The following is a 19,929-nucleotide window of genomic DNA, read 5'->3' on the forward strand; positions in this document are numbered from 1 at the left end:
ACATCGGCTTTTCGCCGGACGGGATCAAGTCTGGACGGGTTCCAGGGACGCGCGTCTCGCGCAGGCGGCAGTGCCGGGCCGGGCTCAGGCGGGATCGAGCGGCTCGACCCCGACCGGCTTGCCGGCGCGGTTGAGCTTGATCTTTTCCACCTTGTCCTCGGCCGCGGAGAGCAGCCGGTCGCAGTGGTTCTTCAGCTTCTCGCCGCGCTCGTAGATGCGGATCGACCGGTCGAGCGGCACATCGCCGCGCTCCAGATCCGCCACGATCCGCTCCAGCGAGGCCAGCGCTTCCTCGAAGCTCATGCGCTTGATGTCCGAATCGTCTGCCGGGACGGTGTCTTCGCTCATCGGGTGCTCTTCTTCGGTCGGTGTCAGCCTGTCATCAGGCGCTTGACGTGGACGGCGACGGACCCTGCCAGTCCGGTCAGGTCATAGCCGCCTTCGAGCAGGCTGACGAGGCGCCCGTCGCAGTGCCGGTCGGCCACCGCCATCATCTCGGCGGTTGCCCAGTCGAAGTCGGCCTCGGTCAGCTGGATGCCGGCGAGCGGGTCGCGCCAGTGCGCGTCGAAGCCGGCCGAGACGATGACGAGGTCGGGCCGGAAGGCGTCGAGCGCCGGCAGGATGCGCGATCGGAAGGCCTCGCGGAAGGCGTCGGTCCCGTCCCCCTCGAGGAGCGGAGCATTGACGATGTTGCCGGCGCCGGTCTCGTCCTTCGCGCCAGTGCCGGGAAACAGCGGCATCTGATGGGTGGACGCGTAGAAGACGCTCGGATCCGACCAGAAGATGTCCTGTGTGCCGTTGCCGTGATGCACGTCCCAGTCGACGATCGCGATGCGTCCGAGGCCATGCGCGGCCTGCGCATGGCGCGCGGCGATGGCGGCCGTCGCGAACAGGCAGAAGCCCATCGCCGTCTCGCGCTCGGCATGATGGCCCGGTGGCCGGGCCGCCACGAAGGCGTTGGACACCTCGCCCGAGGCCACAGCGTCCACCGCCGCGCAGGCGGCGCCGACCGCATGCATGGCCGCGGCGAAGCTCTTCGGGCTCATCAGCGTGTCGGCGTCGAGCCGGGTCAGGCCCTCCTCCGGAACCGCGAGCGCGATCTTGCGCACGTAGCTCTCGGGATGGCAGCGATAGACCGCCTCAACGTCACCCTCCGCCGCCTCCTCGCGCTCCAGGTTCTGGAACGCCTCCGCCTCGAGCGCGCCGGCGACCGCCGCCATGCGCTCCGGCCGCTCCGGATGGCCCGGGCCGGTCAGGTGTTCGGCGAAGATCGCGTGATGGTAGAGGCGGGTGCGCATGGGCAAGGGAAGTAGCACCGCGCACAAACGAATCAAATCATCGCGACGCCTGCCGCGCGACAGGAATTCACCGATCTCGATCCGGCTCTCGCGGCCGCCGGACCCTGCGTTTGGCCGGTGCAGGACGAAGACCCGGCCGTCCTCCCTTGCCAGCAACCAGTCGTCGCCGTTGGAACTGCGATAGAGCATGCGTGTCTCGATGGGCATCGTATCGCCTTTGCTGCTGCCTGTTCGCTTTCGAAGCCGGACGCGTGCAACAGGTCCGCGCGCGCCGCGCCGTCTCAATGCCGCCGCATATCCGCCGATTTCGTGACGAGCTGCGGCGGGTCGAATAGATCTTTCGAAATCGATTTCCGTGCGGGGCTTGTAATTTCGGTGGATAAGGCGCACATCAGCGTAGTCGGTAGACGGCCGGATCATTTGGCCTGCGCTGAAACTACAGCGCCTGTTCATCTAATTTCCTTCTCAACGATCGATGCGACGGCGCGCAAAACGTGCGTGCCGCATGTTCTCCACTATAGAAAGGTCTCCCATGACGACGGGAACCGTGAAGTTTTTCGACAGCGTTAAGGGCTTTGGTTTCATCTCGCCGGAAGACGGCGGCAAGGACGCCTTCGTCCACATCAGCGCCGTCGAGCGTGCCGGCCTCGGCACCCTCAGCGAAGGCCAGAAGGTCTCCTACGAGCTGGTGTCGGATCGCCGCACCGGCAAGATGAGCGCCGACAACCTGGCAGCCGCCGACTAAGGCGCGCCGTCGCAGCCCAGGCGGCTGCGGACAAGAATTTCCCGCATTGCGGCGGACCGACCACGGATGTACTGGCGGTTCCAAGCCATGCGGGCGGCACTGGAGCGGTGAAACGCCGCTCGTGCCACGGGTGGCCCTGCTCCTGACCGGATGCGGGGCCATTTCTGTATCTGAGGCCGCGCATGACCGCCCGTCGGGCGGTGGCGGCCTCTTCGGGAGGTGACGATGGCCAAGGGGCAGCAGCGCAGCAACAAGGAAGTCCGCAAGCCGAAGAAGGACAAGACGGCGGCCCCCGCCGCATCGGCAACGCCCCCGCTCGGCAAGGGCAGCCTCGGTTCCGACAAGACCAAGGGCAAGAGCTGACGCGCCGGCGGGAAGGACGACGGGCGGCGGGTCACCCCGCCCGCCCGCATCATCCCGAGACATAGGCCGCCAGCTCCTCCGGCGTTCCGGTGGGAAAGGCTGCCTTCAGGTGGTCGAGAAACGCCGAGACGCGCGTGCTGAGGAGGCGTCGCGAGGGATAGAGCGCCCACAAGGCGATCTGCGAGCCCTCGACGTCACCCCAATGCACCAGCCGGCCGGTCGACAGGTCGTGGCTGACGAGCGAGATCGGCAGGCGGGCCGCGCCGACCCCTGCGCGCACCGCGTCGCGCACCATGATCAGCGACGAGAGGCGAAGCACGGGCTCGATCGCGATCCGCGTGCGTCCGGCTTGCGCCGTGACGTCCCAGCTTGCGCTGCCGCCGATCCGATCCCGAACCACCGCCGGAACCGCGCGGTCATCGGTGGATCGAGGCACGTCGGGGCTGGCGACGACGACGAGGCGGTCGTGCAGGAAGGCCCGGCCGACGAGGCTCTCGTCCGAAGCCGGATTGACCCGGATGACGAGGTCGTAGCCCTCTTCCACCATGTCCACCGCCCGGTCCTCGGTGGTGACCTCGAAGCGAACCTCCGGATATTGCAGGGCGAAGCTCGCGGCCAGCCGGCCCATGGCGGTCTGCGAGAAGACGAGCGGCGCGCTGATCCGCAGCGGTCCGCGCGGGCGTCCCCCACCCGCTGCGATGGACGCTGCGGTCTCGTCGAGCTCGGTCAAGAGGGCGCCCGTGCGCTCATGGAGCGCACGACCCTCCTCGGTCAGCTTCAGCATCCGTCCTCCACGCTCGAACAGGCGCAGCGACAGCGCCGCCTCGAGGTCCGCCACCCGGCGCGACAGCGTGGCCTTCGGTCGTCCTGCAGCGCGCGCCGCCCGGCCGAAGCCGCCATGGCGGGCGACGAGGTTGAAGTCGGTCAGAGCGAGGAGATCCATCTGTTCCACCTGTGAGACGGCGCGTCTAGATCTATCGTCTATCTCACCGAATGTGGATCGATCAAATACGGGCTGTCTTCTGACACCAACCCGGAGAGATCCCCATGACCATCCTCGTTATCGGCGCCACCGGCCGCGTCGGCCGCCACGTCGTCGACCAGCTCGTCCAGCGCAATGCTGCGGTGCGCGTCCTCACCCGCGACCCCTCCAAGGTCGTCTTTCCCGCAGGCGTAGAGGTCGCCGAGGGCGAGATCCTCGACCTCGACGCACTGCGCCGCGCCTTCGAGGGCGTGCGCACGCTGTTCCTCCTGAATGCCGTGACCGGCGACGAATTCGCGCAGGCGATCATCACCCTCAACGTCGCCCGCGAGGCGGGCGTCGAGCGGGTGGTCTACCTCTCCGTCTTCGACGCCGATCGAGCGGTGAACGTGCCGCATTTCGCGGTGAAGTCCGGGGCAGAGCGGATGCTCGTACAGATGGGGTTCAGCGCCACGATCCTGCGCCCCAGCTACTTCATCGACAACGAGGTGATGATCAAGGACGTCATCCTCGGTCACGGCGTCTATCCGATGCCGATCGGCAGCAAGGGACTCGCGATGGTCGACGCACGGGACATCGCCGAAGTCGCGGCGATCGAGCTGATCCGCCGCGACCAGGCCGCCGGCAAGCTGCCGATCGAGACGATCAACCTCGTCGGCCCGGACACGCTGACCGGCCCTCAGGTGGCGGCGATCTGGTCGGACGTGCTCGGCCGCCCCATCGCCTATGGCGGCGATGATCCGAGCGGGTTCGAGGCGAACATGGCGACCTTCATGCCGAAATGGACGGCCTACGAGATGCGCCTGATGGCCGAGCGCTATGTCAGCGAGGGCATGATCCCCAAGGCTGGCGACGTCGAACGGCTGACGACACTGCTCGGTCGGCCGCTGCATTCATATCGCGCGTTCGCCGAAGGCATCGCGGCCGATGCGGCGAAGGCCTGAATGGTCGAGGTCGCAGCGCCGCCTCCCGAAGAGGCGGCGAAGCGACCTCGGCATCTTCTACGCTGGATCCGCCGTGGCGAGATGGTCTTGGCCACGGCGGCGCGGCTCAAACCCGCCCGGTCTGCCCGCGGTGCCGCAGGTAATGGTCCGCCACGGCGCAGGCGACCATCGCCTCGCCGATCGGCACGGCGCGAATGCCGACGCAGGGATCGTGCCGGCCCTTGGTGCGCACCTCGACCTCTTCGCCCTCGGCCGAGATCGAACGGCGCGGGGTGAGGATCGAGGAGGTCGGCTTCACCGCAAAGCGTGCGACGATGGGCTGGCCGGTGGAGATGCCGCCGAGGATGCCGCCGGCATGGTTCGACAGGTACTCCGGCTTCCCGTCGGCGCCGATGCGGATCTCGTCGGCATTGGCCTCGCCGGACAGCCTGGCGGCCGCGAAGCCGTCGCCGATCTCGACGCCCTTCACCGCGTTGATCGACATCAGGAGGCTGGCGATGTCCTGGTCGAGCTTGCCGTAGATCGGCGCACCGAGGCCGGCGGGCACGCCTTCGGCGACCACCTCGATCACAGCGCCGACCGAGGAGCCGGCCTTGCGGATGCCGTCGAGATAGTTCTCCCAAAGCGGTACGGTCTGCGGGTCCGGGCAGAAGAACGGGTTGTCGCCCACCGTCTCCCAGTCCCAGCGCGAGCGATCGATTTCGATCTCGCCGATCTGGACGAGCGCGGCGCGGACCGTGACACCAGGCACCACCTTGCGGGCCAAGGCGCCGGCGGCGACGCGCGCCGCGGTCTCGCGGGCCGAGGAGCGCCCGCCGCCGCGATAGTCGCGGATGCCGTATTTGACGTCGTAGGTGATGTCGGCATGGCCGGGCCGATAGCGCGTCGCGATCTCCGAATAGTCCTTCGAGCGCTGGTCGACATTCTCGATCATCAGCGCGATCGGCGTGCCCGTGGAGATCCATTCGCCTTCGCCCGGGCCCGGCATGACGCCGGAGAGCACCTTCACCTGGTCCGGCTCCTGGCGCTGAGTGGTGAAGCGCGACTGGCCGGGCCGGCGGCGGTCGAGACAGGCCTGGATCTCGGCGGTCGAGAAGGCGATCTGCGGCGGCATGCCGTCGACGACGCAGCCAAGCGCCGGTCCGTGGCTTTCGCCCCAGGTGGTGACGCGGAAGAGGTGGCCGAAGCTGTTGTGCGACATGCGGGCGGGATCCGGGGATGAGGCGGTGTCGGGCGGGTTTAGGCCGGCGGAACCTCTAAGGTCAAATCGGCGCGCTGCGTGTTCCCGCCGAGGCTTTACCGTCTTTTAACCCTGCGGCACCGCGCAAAAAGACACAATTCGACGGAAAACATCGCACCGTTCGGCCGACGCAGCGGGTAGGCAAGTCCTGCGGCGCGGGGCTCATCGGGTGGCCGGCGCAGTCGTGAGAGCAGGGGATCGGTCATGACCAAGCATATCGTCGCCTTTTTCGCCTCCTCCTTCCTGTGCGTGGCGATGAGCATACCGGCGCTTGCGGAAGAGGTGTCCGGCACGATCAAGGCGATCGACCAGGCCTCGGCGACGCTGACCCTCGACGACGGCTCGACCTATGCCTTGCCCGGCGAGTTCGACTACACCGCGGTGAAGCCCGGAATGGAAGTCGTGGTGATCTTCGACGAGACCGATGCGACGCACCCGGTGATCGACCTGCAGCCGGAGCAGTGACACCCCGGACCACGGCGATTGCCGTGTGCAGCAAGGGCGCTGCCCTGTCGGGGCTGCGGGAGTGACGGTTCGTAAGGACCCACCGGGCTGAGGCCTCTGGAGGACGCAAATCGTCAGAGCCAGATGGCGCGCTCGTTCTCGATGCGCAGCACCCGGTCCTGCGGAATGCCGACATGCGCCGCGTGCTGCGGCGTCATTCCGCCATAGGCGAGGAGCAGCACACGCGCGATGCCGCCATGGGCCACCATCACCGTCGGACCCTTCAGCGCGTCGAGCACGGGCTGGATGCGCAGCGCCAGGATCTCATAGGATTCCGCCCCGGTGCCGGGCGGCACGAAGCGCCATTTGTCCGCCTCGCGCCGGTCCATCAGCGCGGCGTCGAGGCCACGCAATTCCACGAAGGTGCGGCCTTCCCAGCCACCGTAGTGCAGTTCCACCAGCCGCTCGTCGCTGCGGTAGCCGGTCTCGGGCAGGCCGAGTTCGGCGCGCACGAGCCGCATCGTCTCGGCTGCCCGCGACAGGGGGCTCGCGACGAAGTCGAAGCGGCCAAGCGCATCGCCCAGCGTCTGGCGCAGAAAGGCGCCGTTGCGCCGGGCCTGCGCGCGTCCGGTCGCGTTGAGGGGGATATCGCGCTGGCCCTGGAAGCGCCCCTGCGCGTTCCAGTCGGTCTCGCCGTGGCGGACGAAATAGAGGAGCGGCAGCGCCATCCGGCGAGGGTCAGTCCTTGACGACCGAGATGTCCGGTGCGTCGACCGCCTTCATGCCGACCGTGTGGTAGCCGGAATCGACGTGGTGCACCTCGCCGGTCACCCCACGCGACATGTCCGACAGGAGGTAGAGCGCCGATTGGCCGACCTCGTCGATGGTGATGGTGCGCTTCAGCGGCGAATTGTACTCGTTCCACTTCAGGATGTAGCGGAAGTCGCCGATGCCGGAGGCGGCCAGCGTCTTGATCGGCCCGGCCGAGATGGCATTGACGCGGATCGCCCTGCCGCCGAGATCGACCGCCAGATAGCGCACCGAGGCCTCCAGGGCCGCCTTGGCCACGCCCATGACGTTGTAGTGCGGCATCACCTTCTCGGCGCCGTAATAGGTGAGGGTCAGCATCGACCCGCCGTTCTCCATCAGCTTCTCGGCGCGTGCCGCGACCGCGGTGAAGGAGTAGACCGAGACGTCCATCGTCTTGCGGAAGTTGTCCCGCGACGTCTCGACATAGCGGCCGGTGAGCTCGTCCTTGTCGGAGAAGGCGATCGCGTGGACGAGGAAGTCGATCGTGCCCCAGCGCGCCTTCACGTCCTCGAAGACGCTGTCGATGGTCGCCTCGTCGGTCACGTCGCAATGGCCGGCGAGCACTGCGCCGAGCTCCTGCGCCAGCGGCTCGACCCGTTTCTTCAGGGCGTCGCCCTGGTAGGTGAGGGCGATCTCGGCACCCTGGTCGGCGAGAGCCTTGGCGATTCCCCACGCGATCGAGCGGTTGTTGGCGACGCCCATGACCAGGCCCCGCTTGCCAGCCATCATCCCGCTCGACTGAACCATGCTGGGCATCCTCCGGACCGTCTCGTCACGCACGTTACGGTCGCGGGTATGGCATAGGGTCCGGGTGCCTTCAAGCTGCGCACGCCCGGACTGCTCAGGCCGCCTTACGTCCGCGCTCGCGCAGGAAGGCGATGAGCGCCTCGTCCGGTTCGGCCGGCAGCGCGATCTGGAGACGCACGAGAATGTCGCCTCGCCCACCCTCCTTTCGGGTCAGCCCCTTGCCCTTCAGGCGCAGGGTCTTGCCGGAGGACGACCATGCGGGCACGCTGATCGAGACACGTCCGTCCAGCGTGTCCACCTGCAGCTTGCCGCCGAGCACCGCGTCCTCGACCGGCACCGCGAGATCGAGCGTCAGGTCGCGGCCCGTCACCTCGAAGCGCGGATGCTTGACGAGTTCGATCGTCACCAGCGCGTCGCCCGGCTGGCCGCCGTCGAAGGGCGCCGGCTGGCCCTGGCCGCGCAGGCGGATCACCTGGCCGTTCTCGACGCCCTCGGGCAACCGGATCGCAAGACGCTTGCCCGTCGGGAACACCGCCTCGACCTTGTCCTCCGAGACCACGTCCTCCAACCGCACCTTGAGGTTGGCGCGCAGGTCCTCGCCGCGCATCGACGCGCTGCGCGCACCGGCGAAGCCGCCACCGCGCGGCGGGCGCCCGCCGCGGCCGAAGGCACCGCCGAGCGCCTGTTCGAAAAGGTCCGCGAACGGGCTGTCCGGGTCGGTAAAGGCGTCCGCGCCGGCGCCCGCGCCGCCAGGCCCGCCGCCGAAGTTGAAGTTGTGCGACCGCGTGCCGCCGGCGCGCGCGCCGAACGGGCTGCCGCCGGGAAAGCCGGTGAACTTCGGCTTGCCCTCCGCGTCGATCTCGCCGCTGTCGTACTTGGCCCGCTTGTCCTTGTCGCCGAGGATCTCGTACGCCTGGTTGATCTCGTTGAACCGGGTGCCAGCCGCCGGATCGTCCGCATTGGCATCCGGGTGGTACTGCTTGGCGAGCTTGCGGAAGGCCGACTTGATCTCCTTCTCATCGGCCGACTTGGCAACGCCGAGGACGGCATAGAGATCACGCATCGGGCTCGGGTCCTCCGGAGGAAACTGGCGGGAACGGCGCGGCGACATCCGCGCAGACAGCCCACATATGGGCTCCGTCAACGGCATTTGAAAGGGCTTGCGGAGGTGGCTCCCCCTGCGGCGCTCAGTTCGCTGCGTCGCTCGTCTGCGGCTTGCCTTCGGCAAAGCGGGTCAGGACCCACTGGCCCTGTCCTTGCGTACATGCTTCGCCGTTGTAGAGCGCTATGCCGTCGAAGCGCTGGCGCGAGGTCTGGAAGGAGCGGCAGATCCGGTTGCCCTCGCGGACCTCGCGTATGGCGGTGATCTCGCCGCTGGCGCCGGTGTCGGCATTGCTCCAGGCGAGCGGCTGCGACTGGACGCGCTCGACGTTCGCCGCCGAGACCGCGTTGCGCACGGTGCGGCTGTCGGACAACTGGTCGGGTTCGGGGGCGGGCGCCGTGGTCTTTGTGATCGAGCCGGTCTGGATGCTGTCGTCGACCATGTCGCTCAGGCCGCCGCCGGAGATCGTGCAGCCACCGAGCGCAAGGCCGAGGCTCAGGAGGGCGGCGCTTCGGATCATCACACGCGTCGAACCTTATGTTTGCAGAACGCCCGAGCTATATCGGCAGCCATAGCAGCCCGAGGATCGCACGCGCATGACGAACAAAGACTTAACCGAGACCGAGATCCCGACCGGTGCCGACCCCTTTGCCGTGTTCGAGGGCTGGCTGCAAGACGCGCAGGCCAGCGAACCGAACGATGCGAACGCCGTGGCGGTGGCGAGCGTCGACCCGGACGGCTTGCCGAACGTGCGCATGGTGCTCCTGAAGGGCGTCGATTCCCGCGGCTTCGTCTTCTACACCAACTTCGAGAGCGCCAAGGGCCGCGAGGTGCTGGCGAGCCGCAAGGCCGCGATGTGCTTCCACTGGAAGAGCCTGCGGCGGCAGGTGCGGGTTCGCGGGCCGGTGGACATCGTCGGCGACGCGGAGGCCGACGCCTATTTCGCCTCGCGCGCCCGCGGCAGCCGCATCGGCGCCTGGGCCTCGGACCAGTCGCGTCCGCTGGCGAGCCGCCAGCTGCTCGAGGAGCGCGTCGCCGCCGTCGGCGACCGCTACGGCGAGACCGGCGAGGTGCCGCGGCCGCCGCACTGGTCGGGCTTCCGCATCGTTCCGAGCGAGATCGAATTCTGGCGCGACCGCACCTTCCGCCTGCACGACCGCATCGTCTACCGGCGACGGGCGCCGGAGGAGGCGTGGACGGTGACGCGGCTGTTCCCCTGAACAGAAAGTGCGCCCATAAGGAGCATTGACCGGACGTTGCACCCCTGCATAGAGTGCCTGCGGATGTGGCGTCCGATCGACAGGTGCCCGATGCTTGCGACCGCATTGCTGAGCCCGCTCCGCCCCGCCGCCGACTTCTACAACGCCCTTCCAGACGTCATGGACGCCAATGCGCATGTCACGCGCCTCGGCCGCTACGACGCGATCGACCGGCTGATCGCGATCATCGTGAAGCATCAGCTCGGCGATCTGGTCGGGCTGCGTCTCCTGCACAGCCACTGCCCCATCGAGCCGGGCGAGGCGATGGTCGAGGATGAGGAACTTGCGGAGGATGCCGTCGTCCAGCTGACCACCCGGCCGCTCACGGACGGCGCGATCACGGCTGCACCGAACAGCTGGGCGCTGACACCCGACGGATGGCATCCCGTGGAGTTCAGCGCGGACGAGGGCGTGCGCAGGGTCGGGGATCGCCTGAAGGGGGAGACGGCCTTCCTCGGCGAGATGGCCGCGGCCCTTGTCGAGATGGAGGCGACGCAGACCATCGGCCTGTGCGCCTTCGAGCGCCGGTACTTCCGCTTCGCGGACCCGCAGTCTCCGACGATCCTCGTCGAGCGGACCGACGTCGAGCGACGCGCCAACGTGCTGCGGTACGCGATCGAGGACCATTTCGAGCCGGGCTCGCTCATCGAGACCGTCTGGGCTGCAAGCGAATCCGACGAGCCGGGCACGAACTGCCCGACCCGCTGCGGCATGCGCTGCCAGATCATCATGAAGTGCCACGAATACTCGGACGGCCACCGCAAGACGGAGGTCGGGCACGACAAGGAGCACACCGGCAAGGAACACTGGTACAAATAAGGCGCTGCAGACGACGCCCGCGCCGCAGGACGTCGTCAGGCCTGCGTGCCGCCGACCGTGATCTGGTCCATCCGCAGATGCGGCTGGCCGACGCCGACCGGCACGCCCTGGCCGTTCTTGCCGCACATGCCGATGCCGGTGTCGAGCGCCATGTCGTTGCCGATCATCGAGACGCGGTGCATGGCGTCAGGGCCGTTGCCGATGAGCATCGCGCCCTTCAGCGGCTCCTGCACCTTGCCGTCGCGGATGCGATAGGCCTCGGTGCAGCCGAAGACGAACTTGCCGCTGGTGATGTCGACCTGGCCGCCGCCGAAGGAGACGGCATAGATGCCGTCCTTCACCGACTCGATGATCTCGGCCGGGGTCTTGTCGCCGTTGAGCATGAAGGTGTTGGTCATGCGCGGCATCGGCACGTGGGCGTAGGATTCGCGTCGGCCGTTGCCAGTCGGACGCATGCCCATCAGCCGGGCGTTCTGCCGGTCCTGCATGTAGCCGACGAGCTTGCCGTCCTCGATCAGCACCGTGTGGTTGGTCGGCATGCCCTCGTCGTCGATCGTCAGGGAGCCGCGCCGCTCGGCGATGGTGCCGTCGTCGACCACGGTCACGCCCTTGGCCGCCACCTGCTGGCCCATCAGGCCGGCGAAGGCCGATGTCTTCTTGCGGTTGAAGTCGCCTTCCAGACCATGGCCCACGGCCTCGTGCAGCATCACGCCGGGCCAGCCGGCGCCGAGCACGATGTCGAAGTTGCCGGCCGGGGCCGGGACGGCCTCCAGATTGACCAGCGCCTGCCGCAGCGCCTCGTCGGCGATCTTGCGCCAGCTGTCGGCCGCGAAGAACTCGCCGAAGCCGAGCCGCCCCCCGGCGCCGTAGGAGCCGGTCTCCTGGCGGTCTCCGCGGCCGGCCACGACCGACACGTTGATGCGCACCAGCGGCCGCACGTCCTTCACCAGCTGACCGTCGGCGCGCAGGATCTCCACCGTCTGCCAGGTCGCGCCGAGCGTTGCCGAAACCTGCCGCACCGCCTCGTCCTTGCCGCGCAGATAGGCGTCGATCTCCTGCAGCAGGCGGACCTTCGCCTCGAAGGACGGAGCGGGGATCGGGTTCTCCTCGCCGTAGAGCTTCTGGTTGGTGCCCTGCGGCGGCTCGCTGTAGCGCCCGCTGTGGCCGGTCGTGACGGCGCGAACGGCATCGGCAGCCCGGCGCAGCGCGGCTTCGGAGAGGTCACCGGCATGGGCATAGCCGACGGCTTCGCCGGCGACGGCGCGCAGGCCGAAGCCCTGTCCGGTGTTGAAGCTGCCGGACTTCAGCCGGCCGTTGTCGAAGACGAGCGACTCCGACTCGCGGTACTCGAGGAAGAGTTCGCCGTCGTCGGCGCCGTGAAGCGTCTCGCCGAGCAGCGCCTCGACCCCGTCACGCGAAAGGTCGAAATGGTCGAGCAGGGAGGCGGCCATGGCGGTGATCCTCGGCGGGTTGCGTCGGTCCGCACATAGGCGCTTCGCCCGGCGCTGCCAATGCGGCAGGCAGCGTCGGATATCGGGGTGTCCTGCGTGCCGGCACGCAAGGCACCCCGGCGGGCCTCAGGGGAGGGCGGCGAAGCCCTCCGGGAAGCCGTTCATGTCGATGTCGAAGCCGATGCCGACCTCGAGCGTGTCAAAGACGGTGAAGACCACCTTCTTCGCCTTGGTCAGCGCATCGAGCAGGCTCATCTGCTGGCCGTTGATGGTCTCGACCTTGTCGAGGATCGCCTCGGCGTAGCAGCCGTCCTCGAAGCAGCGCTTGAACTCCAGGCTCCCGACCTGCACGCCGTCGAGATAGACGCCGATCTGCGCCGGCAGGATGACGCCGAGGGGCGTCAGGACGCGAAGGATGCGCGCCTTGCCGTCGGCGGTCTTCAACGCGATCACGGCGAGGCCGATATCGGGCCGTTCTGCCGAGACCACCGTCTGCAGGAGCGCGCACTGGTCGCCCGCCGCGCCCGCCGGCTGGTCGCAGACGACGGCCCAGGCGCCGTGCTTGGAACGGACGGTGCCCGTGGCGGCCGGACTCGGCTGCGCGAACGCCGGCAGAACCGTGCCGGCGAAGGCGAGAGCGCACAGCAAGAGAACCACGCGCGTCGCCGAAAACAATAAGCGTCCCATAAAGACTTTCCGAATCAGCTGTCCCTGCGACCTTGCACGGATATGGATAACAGAAGCTTGCCGGCCGGACGCGACGCGATGCTATCGCGCCCGGGGCGAGGCGTCACCGTCCAGCGGAACAGGTCGGCGCCCCGCGCCACCGCCTGCGAGCCCGCACGCCCGCCGTTTCAGCGCTTTTGTCGCAATCTTTCCGACCGTTTAGAATGTTGCGAAATCGGCATTTTCATGATTTGAAGCTGCCCAATGCGCCGAGTGCGCCCGGCCGCCGCCGGAGGTCCGGCTGCTTCGACCGGTGGTCGAGAGGCGCAGTGGCGGATGCGGCCGACAGGGGAGAGCCTATTCGTGAAGAGACTACTCACCGCAGCATCGGTCATCGCGGCTATGCCGGCTGCGGCACTGGCGCAGGACGCCGACCAGCCGCTGGGCCAGCCGCATGACTGGCAGATCGGCATGCAGACGGCCCTGTCGCCCGTGCAGCACCAGATGGTGTGGTTCAACGACTACGTCCTCTTCTTCATCATCCCGATCACCGCGCTGGTCGCCGGCCTGCTCGGCTGGTGCATCTACCGCTACAGCGCCGCCCGCAATCCGGTGCCCTCGCGCACCAGCCACAACACGGTGATCGAGGTGATCTGGACGGTGGCGCCGATCCTGGTGCTCCTGTGCATCGCCTTCCCCTCCTTCCAGATCCTGACGGCGCAGTACAATCCGCCGAGCGATCCGGAGCTGACGATCAAGGCGACCGGCTACCAGTGGTACTGGGGCTACGAGTATCAGCCGGTGGGACAGGATCCTGCCAACGAGGCGCAGAACGTCTCGTTCGACTCCTACATGCTGCATGAGGAAGATCGCGCGGATTCGGGCAAGACCGACATGCGCACCTACCCGCGGCTCCTGGCGGTCGACAACGAGCTGGTGCTGCCGGTGGGCACGGTCATCCGCGTCATCACGACCGGCGCCGACGTCATCCACTCCTGGGCGATGCCCTCGCTCGGCGTGAAGGTCGACGCGGTGCCGGGTCGCCTCAACGAGTACTGGTTCTCGATCGACAAGCCGGGCCTGTTCTACGGCCAGTGCTCGGAGCTGTGCGGCAAGGACCACGCCTTCATGCCGATCGCCGTGCGCGCCGTCGAGAAGGATCAGTTCCAGCGCTGGCTGGCCGCTGCCGGCACCAGCGTCGACGATGCGAACAAGCAGCTGAACGCGGAGCTCGACTCCGCCAAGCGCGTCGCGCTCGCCGGCCGCTGACACGAGCTTCAAGGAGAGATCGCCCATGGCTTACGCGGCCGCTCACGATCACGACGACCACCGCCCGTCCTTCTTTACCCGTTGGTTCTTCTCGACCAACAACAAGGACATCGGCATCCTCTATCTGATCTTCGCGATCTGCGCCGGCGTCATCGGCGGCGCCCTGTCGGTCGCCATGCGCGCCGAGCTGCAGGAGCCGGGCCTGCAGATCTTCGGCGATCCGCAGATGTACAACGTGTTCACCACGGGCCACGGCCTGATCATGATCTTCTTCATGGTCATGCCGGCGCTGATCGGCGGTTTCGGCAATTACTTCGTCCCGGTGATGATCGGCGCGCCGGACACGGCCTTCCCGCGCATCAACAACATCGCCTTCTGGCTGCTGGTGCCGTCCTTCCTGCTGCTGATCCTCTCGATGTTCGTCGAGGGCGCGCCCGGTTCCACCGGCGCGGGTACCGGCTGGACCATGTATCCGCCGCTGTCGACCGCCGGCCATCCCGGCCCGGCCGTCGATCTCGCGATCTTCGCGCTGCACGTCTCCGGCGCCTCGTCGATCCTCGGCGCGATCAACTTGATCACCACGATCCTCAACATGCGCGCGCCCGGCATGACGCTGCACAAGATGCCGCTGTTCGTCTGGTCGCAGCTGGTGACGGCGTTCCTCCTGCTCCTGTCGCTGCCGGTGCTGGCGGGCGCCATCACGATGCTGCTCACCGATCGCAACTTCGGCACGACCTTCTTCGCGCCGGAGGGCGGCGGCGACCCGATCCTCTACCAGCACCTGTTCTGGTTCTTCGGTCACCCCGAGGTGTACATCCTGATCCTGCCGGCCTTCGGCATCATCAGCCACATCGTCTCGACCTTCTCCAAGAAGCCGGTCTTCGGCTATCTCGGCATGGCCTATGCGATGGTCGCGATCGGCGCGGTCGGCTTCGTCGTCTGGGCGCACCACATGTACGCCACGGGCATCTCTCTCAACACCCAGCGCTACTTCGTCTTCGCCACGATGGTCATCGCCATCCCCACCGGCATCAAGATCTTCTCCTGGATCGCGACGATGTGGGGCGGGTCGATCTCCTTCAAGACGCCGATGATCTGGGCGCTCGGCTTCATCTTCCTGTTCACCGTCGGCGGCGTCACCGGCGTGAAGCTGGCCAACGCCTCGATCGACCGCTACCTGCACGACACCTATTACGTGGTGGCCCACTTCCACTACGTCCTGTCGCTCGGCGCGGTGTTCGCGATCTTCGCCGGCTGGTACTACTGGTTCCCGAAGATGACGGGCTACATGTACAACGAGTTCATCGGGAAGCTGCACTTCTGGATGACCTTCATCGGCGTCAACTTCGTCTTCTTCCCGCAGCACTTCCTCGGGGCTGCCGGCATGCCGCGCCGCTATGCCGACTACCCCGATGCCTTCGCGCACTGGAACTTCATCTCCTCGATGGGCTCCTATCTCGCGGGCGCTGCGGTCCTGGTGTTCATCTGGGGCATCGTCGAGGCCTTCATGAAGAAGCGCGTCGCCGGGCCCAACCCCTGGGGCGAGGGCGCCACGACGCTCGAGTGGCAGCTGTCGTCGCCGCCGCCGTTCCACCAGTGGGAAGAGCTGCCGCGCATCTCCTGACGCGCGACGCCTGAAGAGGGTCCCGCCGGCCAACGGCGGGACCACGACGTTCTCGACGGCCGCCGGCGACGGTCGCGGCGGCGGTCGCATCGCCCGACGGTGGGCATGCCCGGGGTTCAGCTTTTGACGGTTCTCGACGCACAGTCTCCCCTTGTGACGGACGGCGGACTCGCCGAGCCCGGCGACTATCTCGCGCTCCTGAAGCCGCGGGTGATGTCGCTGGTCCTGCTGACGGCGATCACCGGCTTCATGCTGGCGCCGGGCTCGATCCATCCCGTCCTCGGCTGCGTCGCGATCCTGTGCATCGCCATCGGCGCCGGCGCCTCTGGGGCGCTGAACATGTGGTACGACGCCGATATCGACCGGGTGATGTCGCGCACCCGCAAGCGGCCTGTGGCGGCCGGCCGGGTCTCGCCGGAGGGTGCGCTCGCCTTCGGCCTGACGCTCGCGACCTTCTCCGTCACGATCCTCGGTCTCGCGGTCAACTGGGTCGCGGCGAGCCTCCTCGCCTTCACCATCTTCTTCTACGCCGTCATCTACACGATGGGGCTGAAGCGCTCGACGCCGCAGAACATCGTGATCGGCGGCGCCGCGGGTGCCTTCCCGCCGATCATCGGCTGGGCCTGCGTCACCGGATCGGTGTCGATGGAGAGCATCGTGCTCTTCATGATCACCTTCCTCTGGACGCCGCCGCACTTCTGGGCGCTCGCGCTGTTCAAGCGGGGTGACTACGAGGCGGCGGGCATCCCGATGCTGCCGAACGTCGCGGGCGAGGCGGCGACGCGGTTCCAGATCCTGCTCTACGCGGTGATCCTGGTGCCGGTCGGGGTCGCGCCCTGGATCCTCGGCTTCGCCGGCCCCGTCTACGGCGTGGCTTCGGTCCTGCTCGGCCTCGAGTTCCTGCGCCAGGCCTGGGCGACCTACCGGATGGCCGACGCCGATCCGGTGATGCGGCCGGCCAAGCGCCTGTTCGGCTTCTCCATCGTCTATCTCTTCGCGCTCTACGCGCTGCTCCTCGGCGAAGCCGTCGTCGCCAAGCTCCTGCCGGCGGTCGGTGGCTGAGGTGGCCGAGGACCGCATCCGGCTCACGGACCAGCAGCAACGTGCCCGCCGGCGCCGGTCGCTCGCGATCGGCGTCGCGCTGGCGGCGCTGGTGATCCTGTTCTACGTCATCACGCTGGCCAAGCTGGCGGTGCCGAAATGACCGAAGACCCGACTCCGCGCCGGACGAACGCTGGCGGCGATCGCCTCGGCGTCGTCATCGCCACGATCTGCGCCGGCCTTGCCGTCGGCATGGTCGGCGCCGCGTACGCCGCGGTGCCCCTCTACCAGATGTTCTGTCAGGCGACCGGCTATGGCGGCACGACGCAGCGGGTGGAGCACGTGTCGACGCGCGTGTCCGATCGCACCGTCACCGTGCGCTTCGACTCCAATGCGGCGCCCGGCGTGCCCTGGACGTTCCGGCCGACCGAACGGGAGGTCAAGGTCAAGCTCGGCGAGACGCGCCAGACCGCCTACTGGGTGAAGAACCTCTCCGACAAGCGGATCACCGCGCGCGCCACCTACAACGTCACGCCCGAGCTCGCCGGCAGCTACTTCAACAAGATCGCCTGCTTCTGCTTCACCGACCAGACGCTGGAGCCCGGCGAGGAAAAGGAGATGCCGATCGTCTTCTTCGTCGACCCGGACATGGTGAAGGAGCCGGAGCTGACGACGGCGCCGCCGATCACCCTGTCCTACACGTTTTTCACCGTCGCTTCGGAAGACGTGGCGGAGGCTCCGGCGAAGGACGGTGCGAAGGCGGGCAGCAAGTTGTGACGACTGGGGAGCCGGCCGGCGACAGGTGGCGCCGGGCGGGGTAGGAAACTGGAGCTTGCCGGCGATCTCGTATATGGGAAGATCGGCTGGACGAGAGGGAAGAGCGGTAGCGCACATGGCCGACACGCACGCCAAACATCACGATTACCACATCGTCGACCCCAGCCCGTGGCCGCTGGTCGGCTCCGTCGGCGCCTTCATCATGTTCTTCGGCCTCGTCGGGTTGATGCGCTACTCGAACGGCGGCCAGTTCGTCGTCTTCGGCGCCGATCTCGCCACGCCCTGGATCTTCGTCGCCGGCCTCGTGATCGTGCTCTACACGATGTACGCCTGGTGGGCGGACATGGTGCGCGAGAGCCTGCACGGCATCCACACCAAGGTGGTGTCGCTGTCGCTTCGCTACGGCATGATCATGTTCATCGCCTCCGAGGTGATGTTCTTCGTGGCGTGGTTCTGGGCCTTCTTCGACGCCTCGCTGTATCCCAACGAGGCGGTGCAGGCCGCCCGCACCAACGTGCTCGGCGGGCAGTGGCCGCCGGCCGGCATCGAGGTGCTCGATCCGCTGCACCTGCCGCTGTTCAACACGATCACGCTGCTCCTGTCGGGCACCACGGTCACCTGGGCGCACCACGCGCTGATCCATGGCGACCGCCGCGGTCTGATCCAGGGTCTTGCGCTGACGGTGGTCCTCGGCCTGATCTTCAGCTACGTGCAGTACTTCGAGTATGCGCACGCACCCTTCGCCTTCTCCGGCTCGATCTACGGCGCGACCTTCTTCATGGCGACCGGCTTCCACGGCGCGCACGTGATCATCGGCACGATCTTCCTGATCGTCTGCCTGATCCGCGCAGTGTCCGGCCAGTTCACCCCGACGAAGCATTTCGGCTTCGAGGCCGCGGCCTGGTACTGGCACTTCGTCGACGTCGTCTGGCTGTTCCTGTTCTTCTGCATCTACGTGTGGGGCGGCTGGGGCGGCGTCATCCATCAGGGCTGAGGCCGAGGTCCGACCCGGGTCTGCAAAGGGCGGCGCGTCGAGCGGCCGCCCTTTTGCTTTGGCGAGGGAGCGCCACTTGAAGCGGGTGGGGAGCGGCCTCAACCGGTCTCCTCACAGGCAGGCCTGCGCGCAGGGAGAACCCGATGAGCCACGACGACTCGATGTATCCGCAGGTGGAGCCGATCCGCGCCGGGCTCGCGGGGCGCTGCCCGCGCTGCGGCCGGGGCCCCCTGTTCAAGGGCCTCCTGTCGCTGGCGCCCGAATGCAGCGCGTGCGGGCTCGACTATTCCTTCATCGACGCGGGCGACGGACCGGCGGTCTTCGTGATCCTCTTTGCCGGGATCATCGTGACCGGAATGGCGCTGTGGGTCGAGGTGACCTGGAGTCCTCCGGTCTGGGTCCACGCCATGCTCTGGCTGCCCGTCACGCTTCTCCTCTGTCTGCCGATGCTGCGCATGCTGAAGGGGGTTCTGATCACGCTGCAATACAGCAACCGCGCCGGCCAGGGCCGCCTCGACCATGACCGGAAAGACTGAGCCGCTGCCGCACGCGACAGGTCCTGCACTGCCGGCGGGGCGCCGCGTCGGCTGGATCGGCATCGCCGCCGGGCTCGTCGGCATTGCGATCCTGTGCGGCCTCGGCAGCTGGCAGATCCAGCGCCTGCACTGGAAGGAGGCGCTGCTCGCCACCATCGACCAGCGCATCCACGCGACGCCTGAGAGCCTCGACGCCGTGGCCGCGCGGGCTGCGGCCAGTGACGATGTGGATTACCGGCCGGTGACGATGCAGGGCCAGTACCTCAACGCCTATGAGCGCTACTTCCTCGCGACCTATGACGGTGATGCCGGCTGGAACGTCTACACGCCCTTCCTGACCGACGACGAGCGGCTGGTCTTCGTCAACCGGGGGTTCGTGCCCTACGCCCTGCGGGATCCGTCCCGTCGCCCGGACAGCCAGATCGAGGGCGAGACGGTCGTCACGGGGCTCGCCCGCAGCGCGCCGACGCAGAAGCCCGACTGGTTCCTGCCGGACAACGACACGGCGGAAGGGACATTCTTCTGGCGCAGCGTCGGTGAGATGGCGAAGGGCGTCGAGGTGTCGGCTGCCGCGCAGATCCTGCCCTTCACGGTGGACACCGCCCTCGGCTCCGATCCGAAGCGCCTGCCGATCGGCGGCCAGACCATCATCGACCTGCCGAACGACCACCTGCAATACGCCATCACATGGTACGGGCTCGCGCTCGGCCTCGCCGGCGTCCTCATCGCGGTGTGGATCAAGCGCCGCCGGGCTAGCGCGCCTTGACACGAGGCGCCGCCATTCCTTCATTGCGCGCGACAGAGATCCGGGAGGCCGA

The 19,929-nt window shown here is 67.7% G+C and carries 24 protein-coding genes; 14 read left to right on the forward strand and 10 right to left on the reverse strand.

What is annotated here, in order from left to right:
* Positions 1-84: 84 nt before the first annotated feature.
* Both NPA30_RS00765 and NPA30_RS00770 read right to left on the reverse strand, forming a co-directional pair.
* Complete coding sequence (locus NPA30_RS00765) at positions 85-348, reverse strand: exodeoxyribonuclease VII small subunit (protein WP_256800416.1); 264 nt, start codon at positions 346-348, stop codon at positions 85-87.
* A 23-nt stretch (positions 349-371) separates the two neighbouring features.
* On the reverse strand, positions 372-1,298 hold the full coding sequence (locus NPA30_RS00770) for a histone deacetylase family protein (protein ID WP_256801519.1): 927 nt from the start codon (positions 1,296-1,298) through the stop codon (positions 372-374).
* 532 nt (positions 1,299-1,830) lie between these two features.
* On the opposite strand from NPA30_RS00770, the gene NPA30_RS00775 reads away from it, so the two are divergent.
* Together NPA30_RS00775 and NPA30_RS00780 are read left to right on the forward strand one after the other, a co-directional pair.
* Positions 1,831-2,043 carry a cold-shock protein gene (locus NPA30_RS00775; RefSeq protein ID WP_256800417.1) on the forward strand — a complete coding sequence of 71 codons (213 nt, stop codon included), beginning with the start codon at positions 1,831-1,833 and terminating at the stop codon, positions 2,041-2,043.
* 225 nt (positions 2,044-2,268) lie between these two features.
* The gene (locus NPA30_RS00780) at positions 2,269-2,406 is read left to right on the forward strand and encodes a hypothetical protein (RefSeq protein WP_256800418.1); all 138 of its coding nucleotides are present in this window, start codon (positions 2,269-2,271) and stop codon (positions 2,404-2,406) included.
* A gap of 49 nt (positions 2,407-2,455) precedes the next feature.
* On the opposite strand, the gene NPA30_RS00785 is transcribed toward NPA30_RS00780, so the two are convergent.
* Complete coding sequence (locus tag NPA30_RS00785; RefSeq protein ID WP_256800419.1) at positions 2,456-3,349, reverse strand: LysR family transcriptional regulator; 894 nt, start codon at positions 3,347-3,349, stop codon at positions 2,456-2,458.
* A gap of 104 nt (positions 3,350-3,453) precedes the next feature.
* Here NPA30_RS00785 and NPA30_RS00790 point away from each other — a divergent pair, with 104 nt between their 5' ends.
* Positions 3,454-4,332 (forward strand): SDR family oxidoreductase, encoded by an 879-nt coding sequence (locus NPA30_RS00790; RefSeq protein ID WP_256800420.1) that lies wholly within the window; start codon positions 3,454-3,456, stop codon positions 4,330-4,332.
* A 106-nt stretch (positions 4,333-4,438) separates the two neighbouring features.
* Here NPA30_RS00790 and aroC read toward each other — a convergent pair whose 3' ends face one another.
* Entirely contained in the window at positions 4,439-5,533 is a 1,095-nt protein-coding gene (aroC, locus tag NPA30_RS00795) for a chorismate synthase (protein ID WP_256800421.1), read from the reverse strand.
* A gap of 243 nt (positions 5,534-5,776) precedes the next feature.
* On the opposite strand from aroC, the gene NPA30_RS00800 reads away from it, so the two are divergent.
* Positions 5,777-6,037, forward strand: coding sequence for a DUF1344 domain-containing protein (locus NPA30_RS00800; protein ID WP_256800422.1), 261 nt, complete (start codon positions 5,777-5,779; stop codon positions 6,035-6,037).
* Positions 6,038-6,150: 113 nt separating this feature from the next.
* Here the strand turns inward: NPA30_RS00800 and NPA30_RS00805 are convergent, their stop codons facing one another.
* The 4 genes from NPA30_RS00805 to NPA30_RS00820 form a co-directional block, all read right to left on the reverse strand.
* Positions 6,151-6,744, reverse strand: a complete 594-nt coding sequence (locus NPA30_RS00805; RefSeq protein WP_256800423.1) for a histidine phosphatase family protein — start codon at positions 6,742-6,744, stop codon at positions 6,151-6,153.
* A 10-nt stretch (positions 6,745-6,754) separates the two neighbouring features.
* Entirely contained in the window at positions 6,755-7,573 is an 819-nt protein-coding gene (gene fabI, locus NPA30_RS00810) for an enoyl-ACP reductase FabI (RefSeq protein WP_256800424.1), read from the reverse strand.
* Positions 7,574-7,667: 94 nt separating this feature from the next.
* Complete coding sequence (locus NPA30_RS00815) at positions 7,668-8,636, reverse strand: DnaJ C-terminal domain-containing protein (RefSeq protein WP_256800425.1); 969 nt, start codon at positions 8,634-8,636, stop codon at positions 7,668-7,670.
* Positions 8,637-8,760: 124 nt separating this feature from the next.
* Complete coding sequence (locus tag NPA30_RS00820; RefSeq protein WP_256800426.1) at positions 8,761-9,195, reverse strand: RT0821/Lpp0805 family surface protein; 435 nt, start codon at positions 9,193-9,195, stop codon at positions 8,761-8,763.
* 76 nt (positions 9,196-9,271) lie between these two features.
* On the opposite strand from NPA30_RS00820, the gene pdxH reads away from it, so the two are divergent.
* Entirely contained in the window at positions 9,272-9,895 is a 624-nt protein-coding gene (gene pdxH / locus NPA30_RS00825; RefSeq protein ID WP_256800427.1) for a pyridoxamine 5'-phosphate oxidase, read from the forward strand.
* Positions 9,896-9,985: 90 nt separating this feature from the next.
* On the forward strand, positions 9,986-10,753 hold the full coding sequence (locus NPA30_RS00830) for a hypothetical protein (RefSeq protein WP_256800428.1): 768 nt from the start codon (positions 9,986-9,988) through the stop codon (positions 10,751-10,753).
* Between the two features lie 35 nt (positions 10,754-10,788).
* On the opposite strand, the gene tldD is transcribed toward NPA30_RS00830, so the two are convergent.
* Both tldD and NPA30_RS00840 read right to left on the reverse strand, forming a co-directional pair.
* Positions 10,789-12,204: a metalloprotease TldD gene (tldD, locus tag NPA30_RS00835; protein WP_256800429.1), complete on the reverse strand. Its 1,416-nt coding sequence runs from the start codon at positions 12,202-12,204 to the stop codon at positions 10,789-10,791.
* Positions 12,205-12,330: 126 nt separating this feature from the next.
* Entirely contained in the window at positions 12,331-12,891 is a 561-nt protein-coding gene (locus NPA30_RS00840; protein ID WP_256800430.1) for an invasion associated locus B family protein, read from the reverse strand.
* Between the two features lie 381 nt (positions 12,892-13,272).
* Here NPA30_RS00840 and coxB point away from each other — a divergent pair, with 381 nt between their 5' ends.
* From coxB to NPA30_RS00880, 8 genes are all read left to right on the forward strand, one after another.
* Positions 13,273-14,139: a cytochrome c oxidase subunit II gene (gene coxB / locus NPA30_RS00845; RefSeq protein WP_256801520.1), complete on the forward strand. Its 867-nt coding sequence runs from the start codon at positions 13,273-13,275 to the stop codon at positions 14,137-14,139.
* A gap of 25 nt (positions 14,140-14,164) precedes the next feature.
* Positions 14,165-15,763, forward strand: a complete 1,599-nt coding sequence (gene ctaD / locus NPA30_RS00850; protein WP_256800431.1) for a cytochrome c oxidase subunit I — start codon at positions 14,165-14,167, stop codon at positions 15,761-15,763.
* A gap of 123 nt (positions 15,764-15,886) precedes the next feature.
* Positions 15,887-16,825, forward strand: a complete 939-nt coding sequence (locus tag NPA30_RS00855) for a heme o synthase (RefSeq protein WP_372338750.1) — start codon at positions 15,887-15,889, stop codon at positions 16,823-16,825.
* Position 16,826: 1 nt separating this feature from the next.
* The gene (locus NPA30_RS00860) at positions 16,827-16,967 is read left to right on the forward strand and encodes a hypothetical protein (RefSeq protein ID WP_256801582.1); all 141 of its coding nucleotides are present in this window, start codon (positions 16,827-16,829) and stop codon (positions 16,965-16,967) included.
* On the forward strand, positions 16,964-17,581 hold the full coding sequence (locus NPA30_RS00865; RefSeq protein WP_256800433.1) for a cytochrome c oxidase assembly protein: 618 nt from the start codon (positions 16,964-16,966) through the stop codon (positions 17,579-17,581). Before NPA30_RS00860 ends, NPA30_RS00865 begins: the two co-directional genes overlap by 4 nt.
* 115 nt (positions 17,582-17,696) lie before the next feature.
* Positions 17,697-18,575 carry a cytochrome c oxidase subunit 3 gene (locus tag NPA30_RS00870; protein WP_256800434.1) on the forward strand — a complete coding sequence of 293 codons (879 nt, stop codon included), beginning with the start codon at positions 17,697-17,699 and terminating at the stop codon, positions 18,573-18,575.
* Between the two features lie 143 nt (positions 18,576-18,718).
* Positions 18,719-19,111: a DUF983 domain-containing protein gene (locus NPA30_RS00875; protein ID WP_256800435.1), complete on the forward strand. Its 393-nt coding sequence runs from the start codon at positions 18,719-18,721 to the stop codon at positions 19,109-19,111.
* Positions 19,095-19,877, forward strand: a complete 783-nt coding sequence (locus tag NPA30_RS00880) for an SURF1 family protein (protein WP_256800437.1) — start codon at positions 19,095-19,097, stop codon at positions 19,875-19,877. Before NPA30_RS00875 ends, NPA30_RS00880 begins: the two co-directional genes overlap by 17 nt.
* Positions 19,878-19,929: the final 52 nt, after the last annotated feature.

Source organism: Mangrovibrevibacter kandeliae (genome assembly GCF_024519155.1).
Lineage (GTDB): Bacteria > Pseudomonadota > Alphaproteobacteria > Rhizobiales > Rhizobiaceae > Mangrovibrevibacter > Mangrovibrevibacter kandeliae.

Bases quoted from the DNA above. Each gene is read 5' to 3' on its own strand.
- NPA30_RS00770 (WP_256801519.1), bottom strand. From the start codon at position 1,298: ATGCGCACCCGCCTCTACCATCACGCGATCTTCGCCGAACACCTGACC.
- NPA30_RS00765 (WP_256800416.1), bottom strand. From the start codon at position 348: ATGAGCGAAGACACCGTCCCGGCAGACGATTCGGACATCAAGCGCATG.
- NPA30_RS00820 (WP_256800426.1), bottom strand. From the start codon at position 9,195: ATGATCCGAAGCGCCGCCCTCCTGAGCCTCGGCCTTGCGCTCGGTGGC.
- pdxH (WP_256800427.1), top strand. From the start codon at position 9,272: ATGACGAACAAAGACTTAACCGAGACCGAGATCCCGACCGGTGCCGAC.
- tldD (WP_256800429.1), bottom strand. From the start codon at position 12,204: ATGGCCGCCTCCCTGCTCGACCATTTCGACCTTTCGCGTGACGGGGTC.
- NPA30_RS00875 (WP_256800435.1), top strand. From the start codon at position 18,719: ATGAGCCACGACGACTCGATGTATCCGCAGGTGGAGCCGATCCGCGCC.
- NPA30_RS00785 (WP_256800419.1), bottom strand. From the start codon at position 3,349: ATGGATCTCCTCGCTCTGACCGACTTCAACCTCGTCGCCCGCCATGGC.
- NPA30_RS00775 (WP_256800417.1), top strand. From the start codon at position 1,831: ATGACGACGGGAACCGTGAAGTTTTTCGACAGCGTTAAGGGCTTTGGT.
- coxB (WP_256801520.1), top strand. From the start codon at position 13,273: ATGCCGGCTGCGGCACTGGCGCAGGACGCCGACCAGCCGCTGGGCCAG.
- NPA30_RS00830 (WP_256800428.1), top strand. From the start codon at position 9,986: ATGCTTGCGACCGCATTGCTGAGCCCGCTCCGCCCCGCCGCCGACTTC.
- NPA30_RS00840 (WP_256800430.1), bottom strand. From the start codon at position 12,891: ATGGGACGCTTATTGTTTTCGGCGACGCGCGTGGTTCTCTTGCTGTGC.
- NPA30_RS00880 (WP_256800437.1), top strand. From the start codon at position 19,095: ATGACCGGAAAGACTGAGCCGCTGCCGCACGCGACAGGTCCTGCACTG.
- NPA30_RS00780 (WP_256800418.1), top strand. From the start codon at position 2,269: ATGGCCAAGGGGCAGCAGCGCAGCAACAAGGAAGTCCGCAAGCCGAAG.
- NPA30_RS00800 (WP_256800422.1), top strand. From the start codon at position 5,777: ATGACCAAGCATATCGTCGCCTTTTTCGCCTCCTCCTTCCTGTGCGTG.
- ctaD (WP_256800431.1), top strand. From the start codon at position 14,165: ATGGCTTACGCGGCCGCTCACGATCACGACGACCACCGCCCGTCCTTC.
- NPA30_RS00865 (WP_256800433.1), top strand. From the start codon at position 16,964: ATGACCGAAGACCCGACTCCGCGCCGGACGAACGCTGGCGGCGATCGC.
- NPA30_RS00815 (WP_256800425.1), bottom strand. From the start codon at position 8,636: ATGCGTGATCTCTATGCCGTCCTCGGCGTTGCCAAGTCGGCCGATGAG.
- NPA30_RS00805 (WP_256800423.1), bottom strand. From the start codon at position 6,744: ATGGCGCTGCCGCTCCTCTATTTCGTCCGCCACGGCGAGACCGACTGG.
- NPA30_RS00870 (WP_256800434.1), top strand. From the start codon at position 17,697: ATGGCCGACACGCACGCCAAACATCACGATTACCACATCGTCGACCCC.
- fabI (WP_256800424.1), bottom strand. From the start codon at position 7,573: ATGGTTCAGTCGAGCGGGATGATGGCTGGCAAGCGGGGCCTGGTCATG.
- aroC (WP_256800421.1), bottom strand. From the start codon at position 5,533: ATGTCGCACAACAGCTTCGGCCACCTCTTCCGCGTCACCACCTGGGGC.
- NPA30_RS00790 (WP_256800420.1), top strand. From the start codon at position 3,454: ATGACCATCCTCGTTATCGGCGCCACCGGCCGCGTCGGCCGCCACGTC.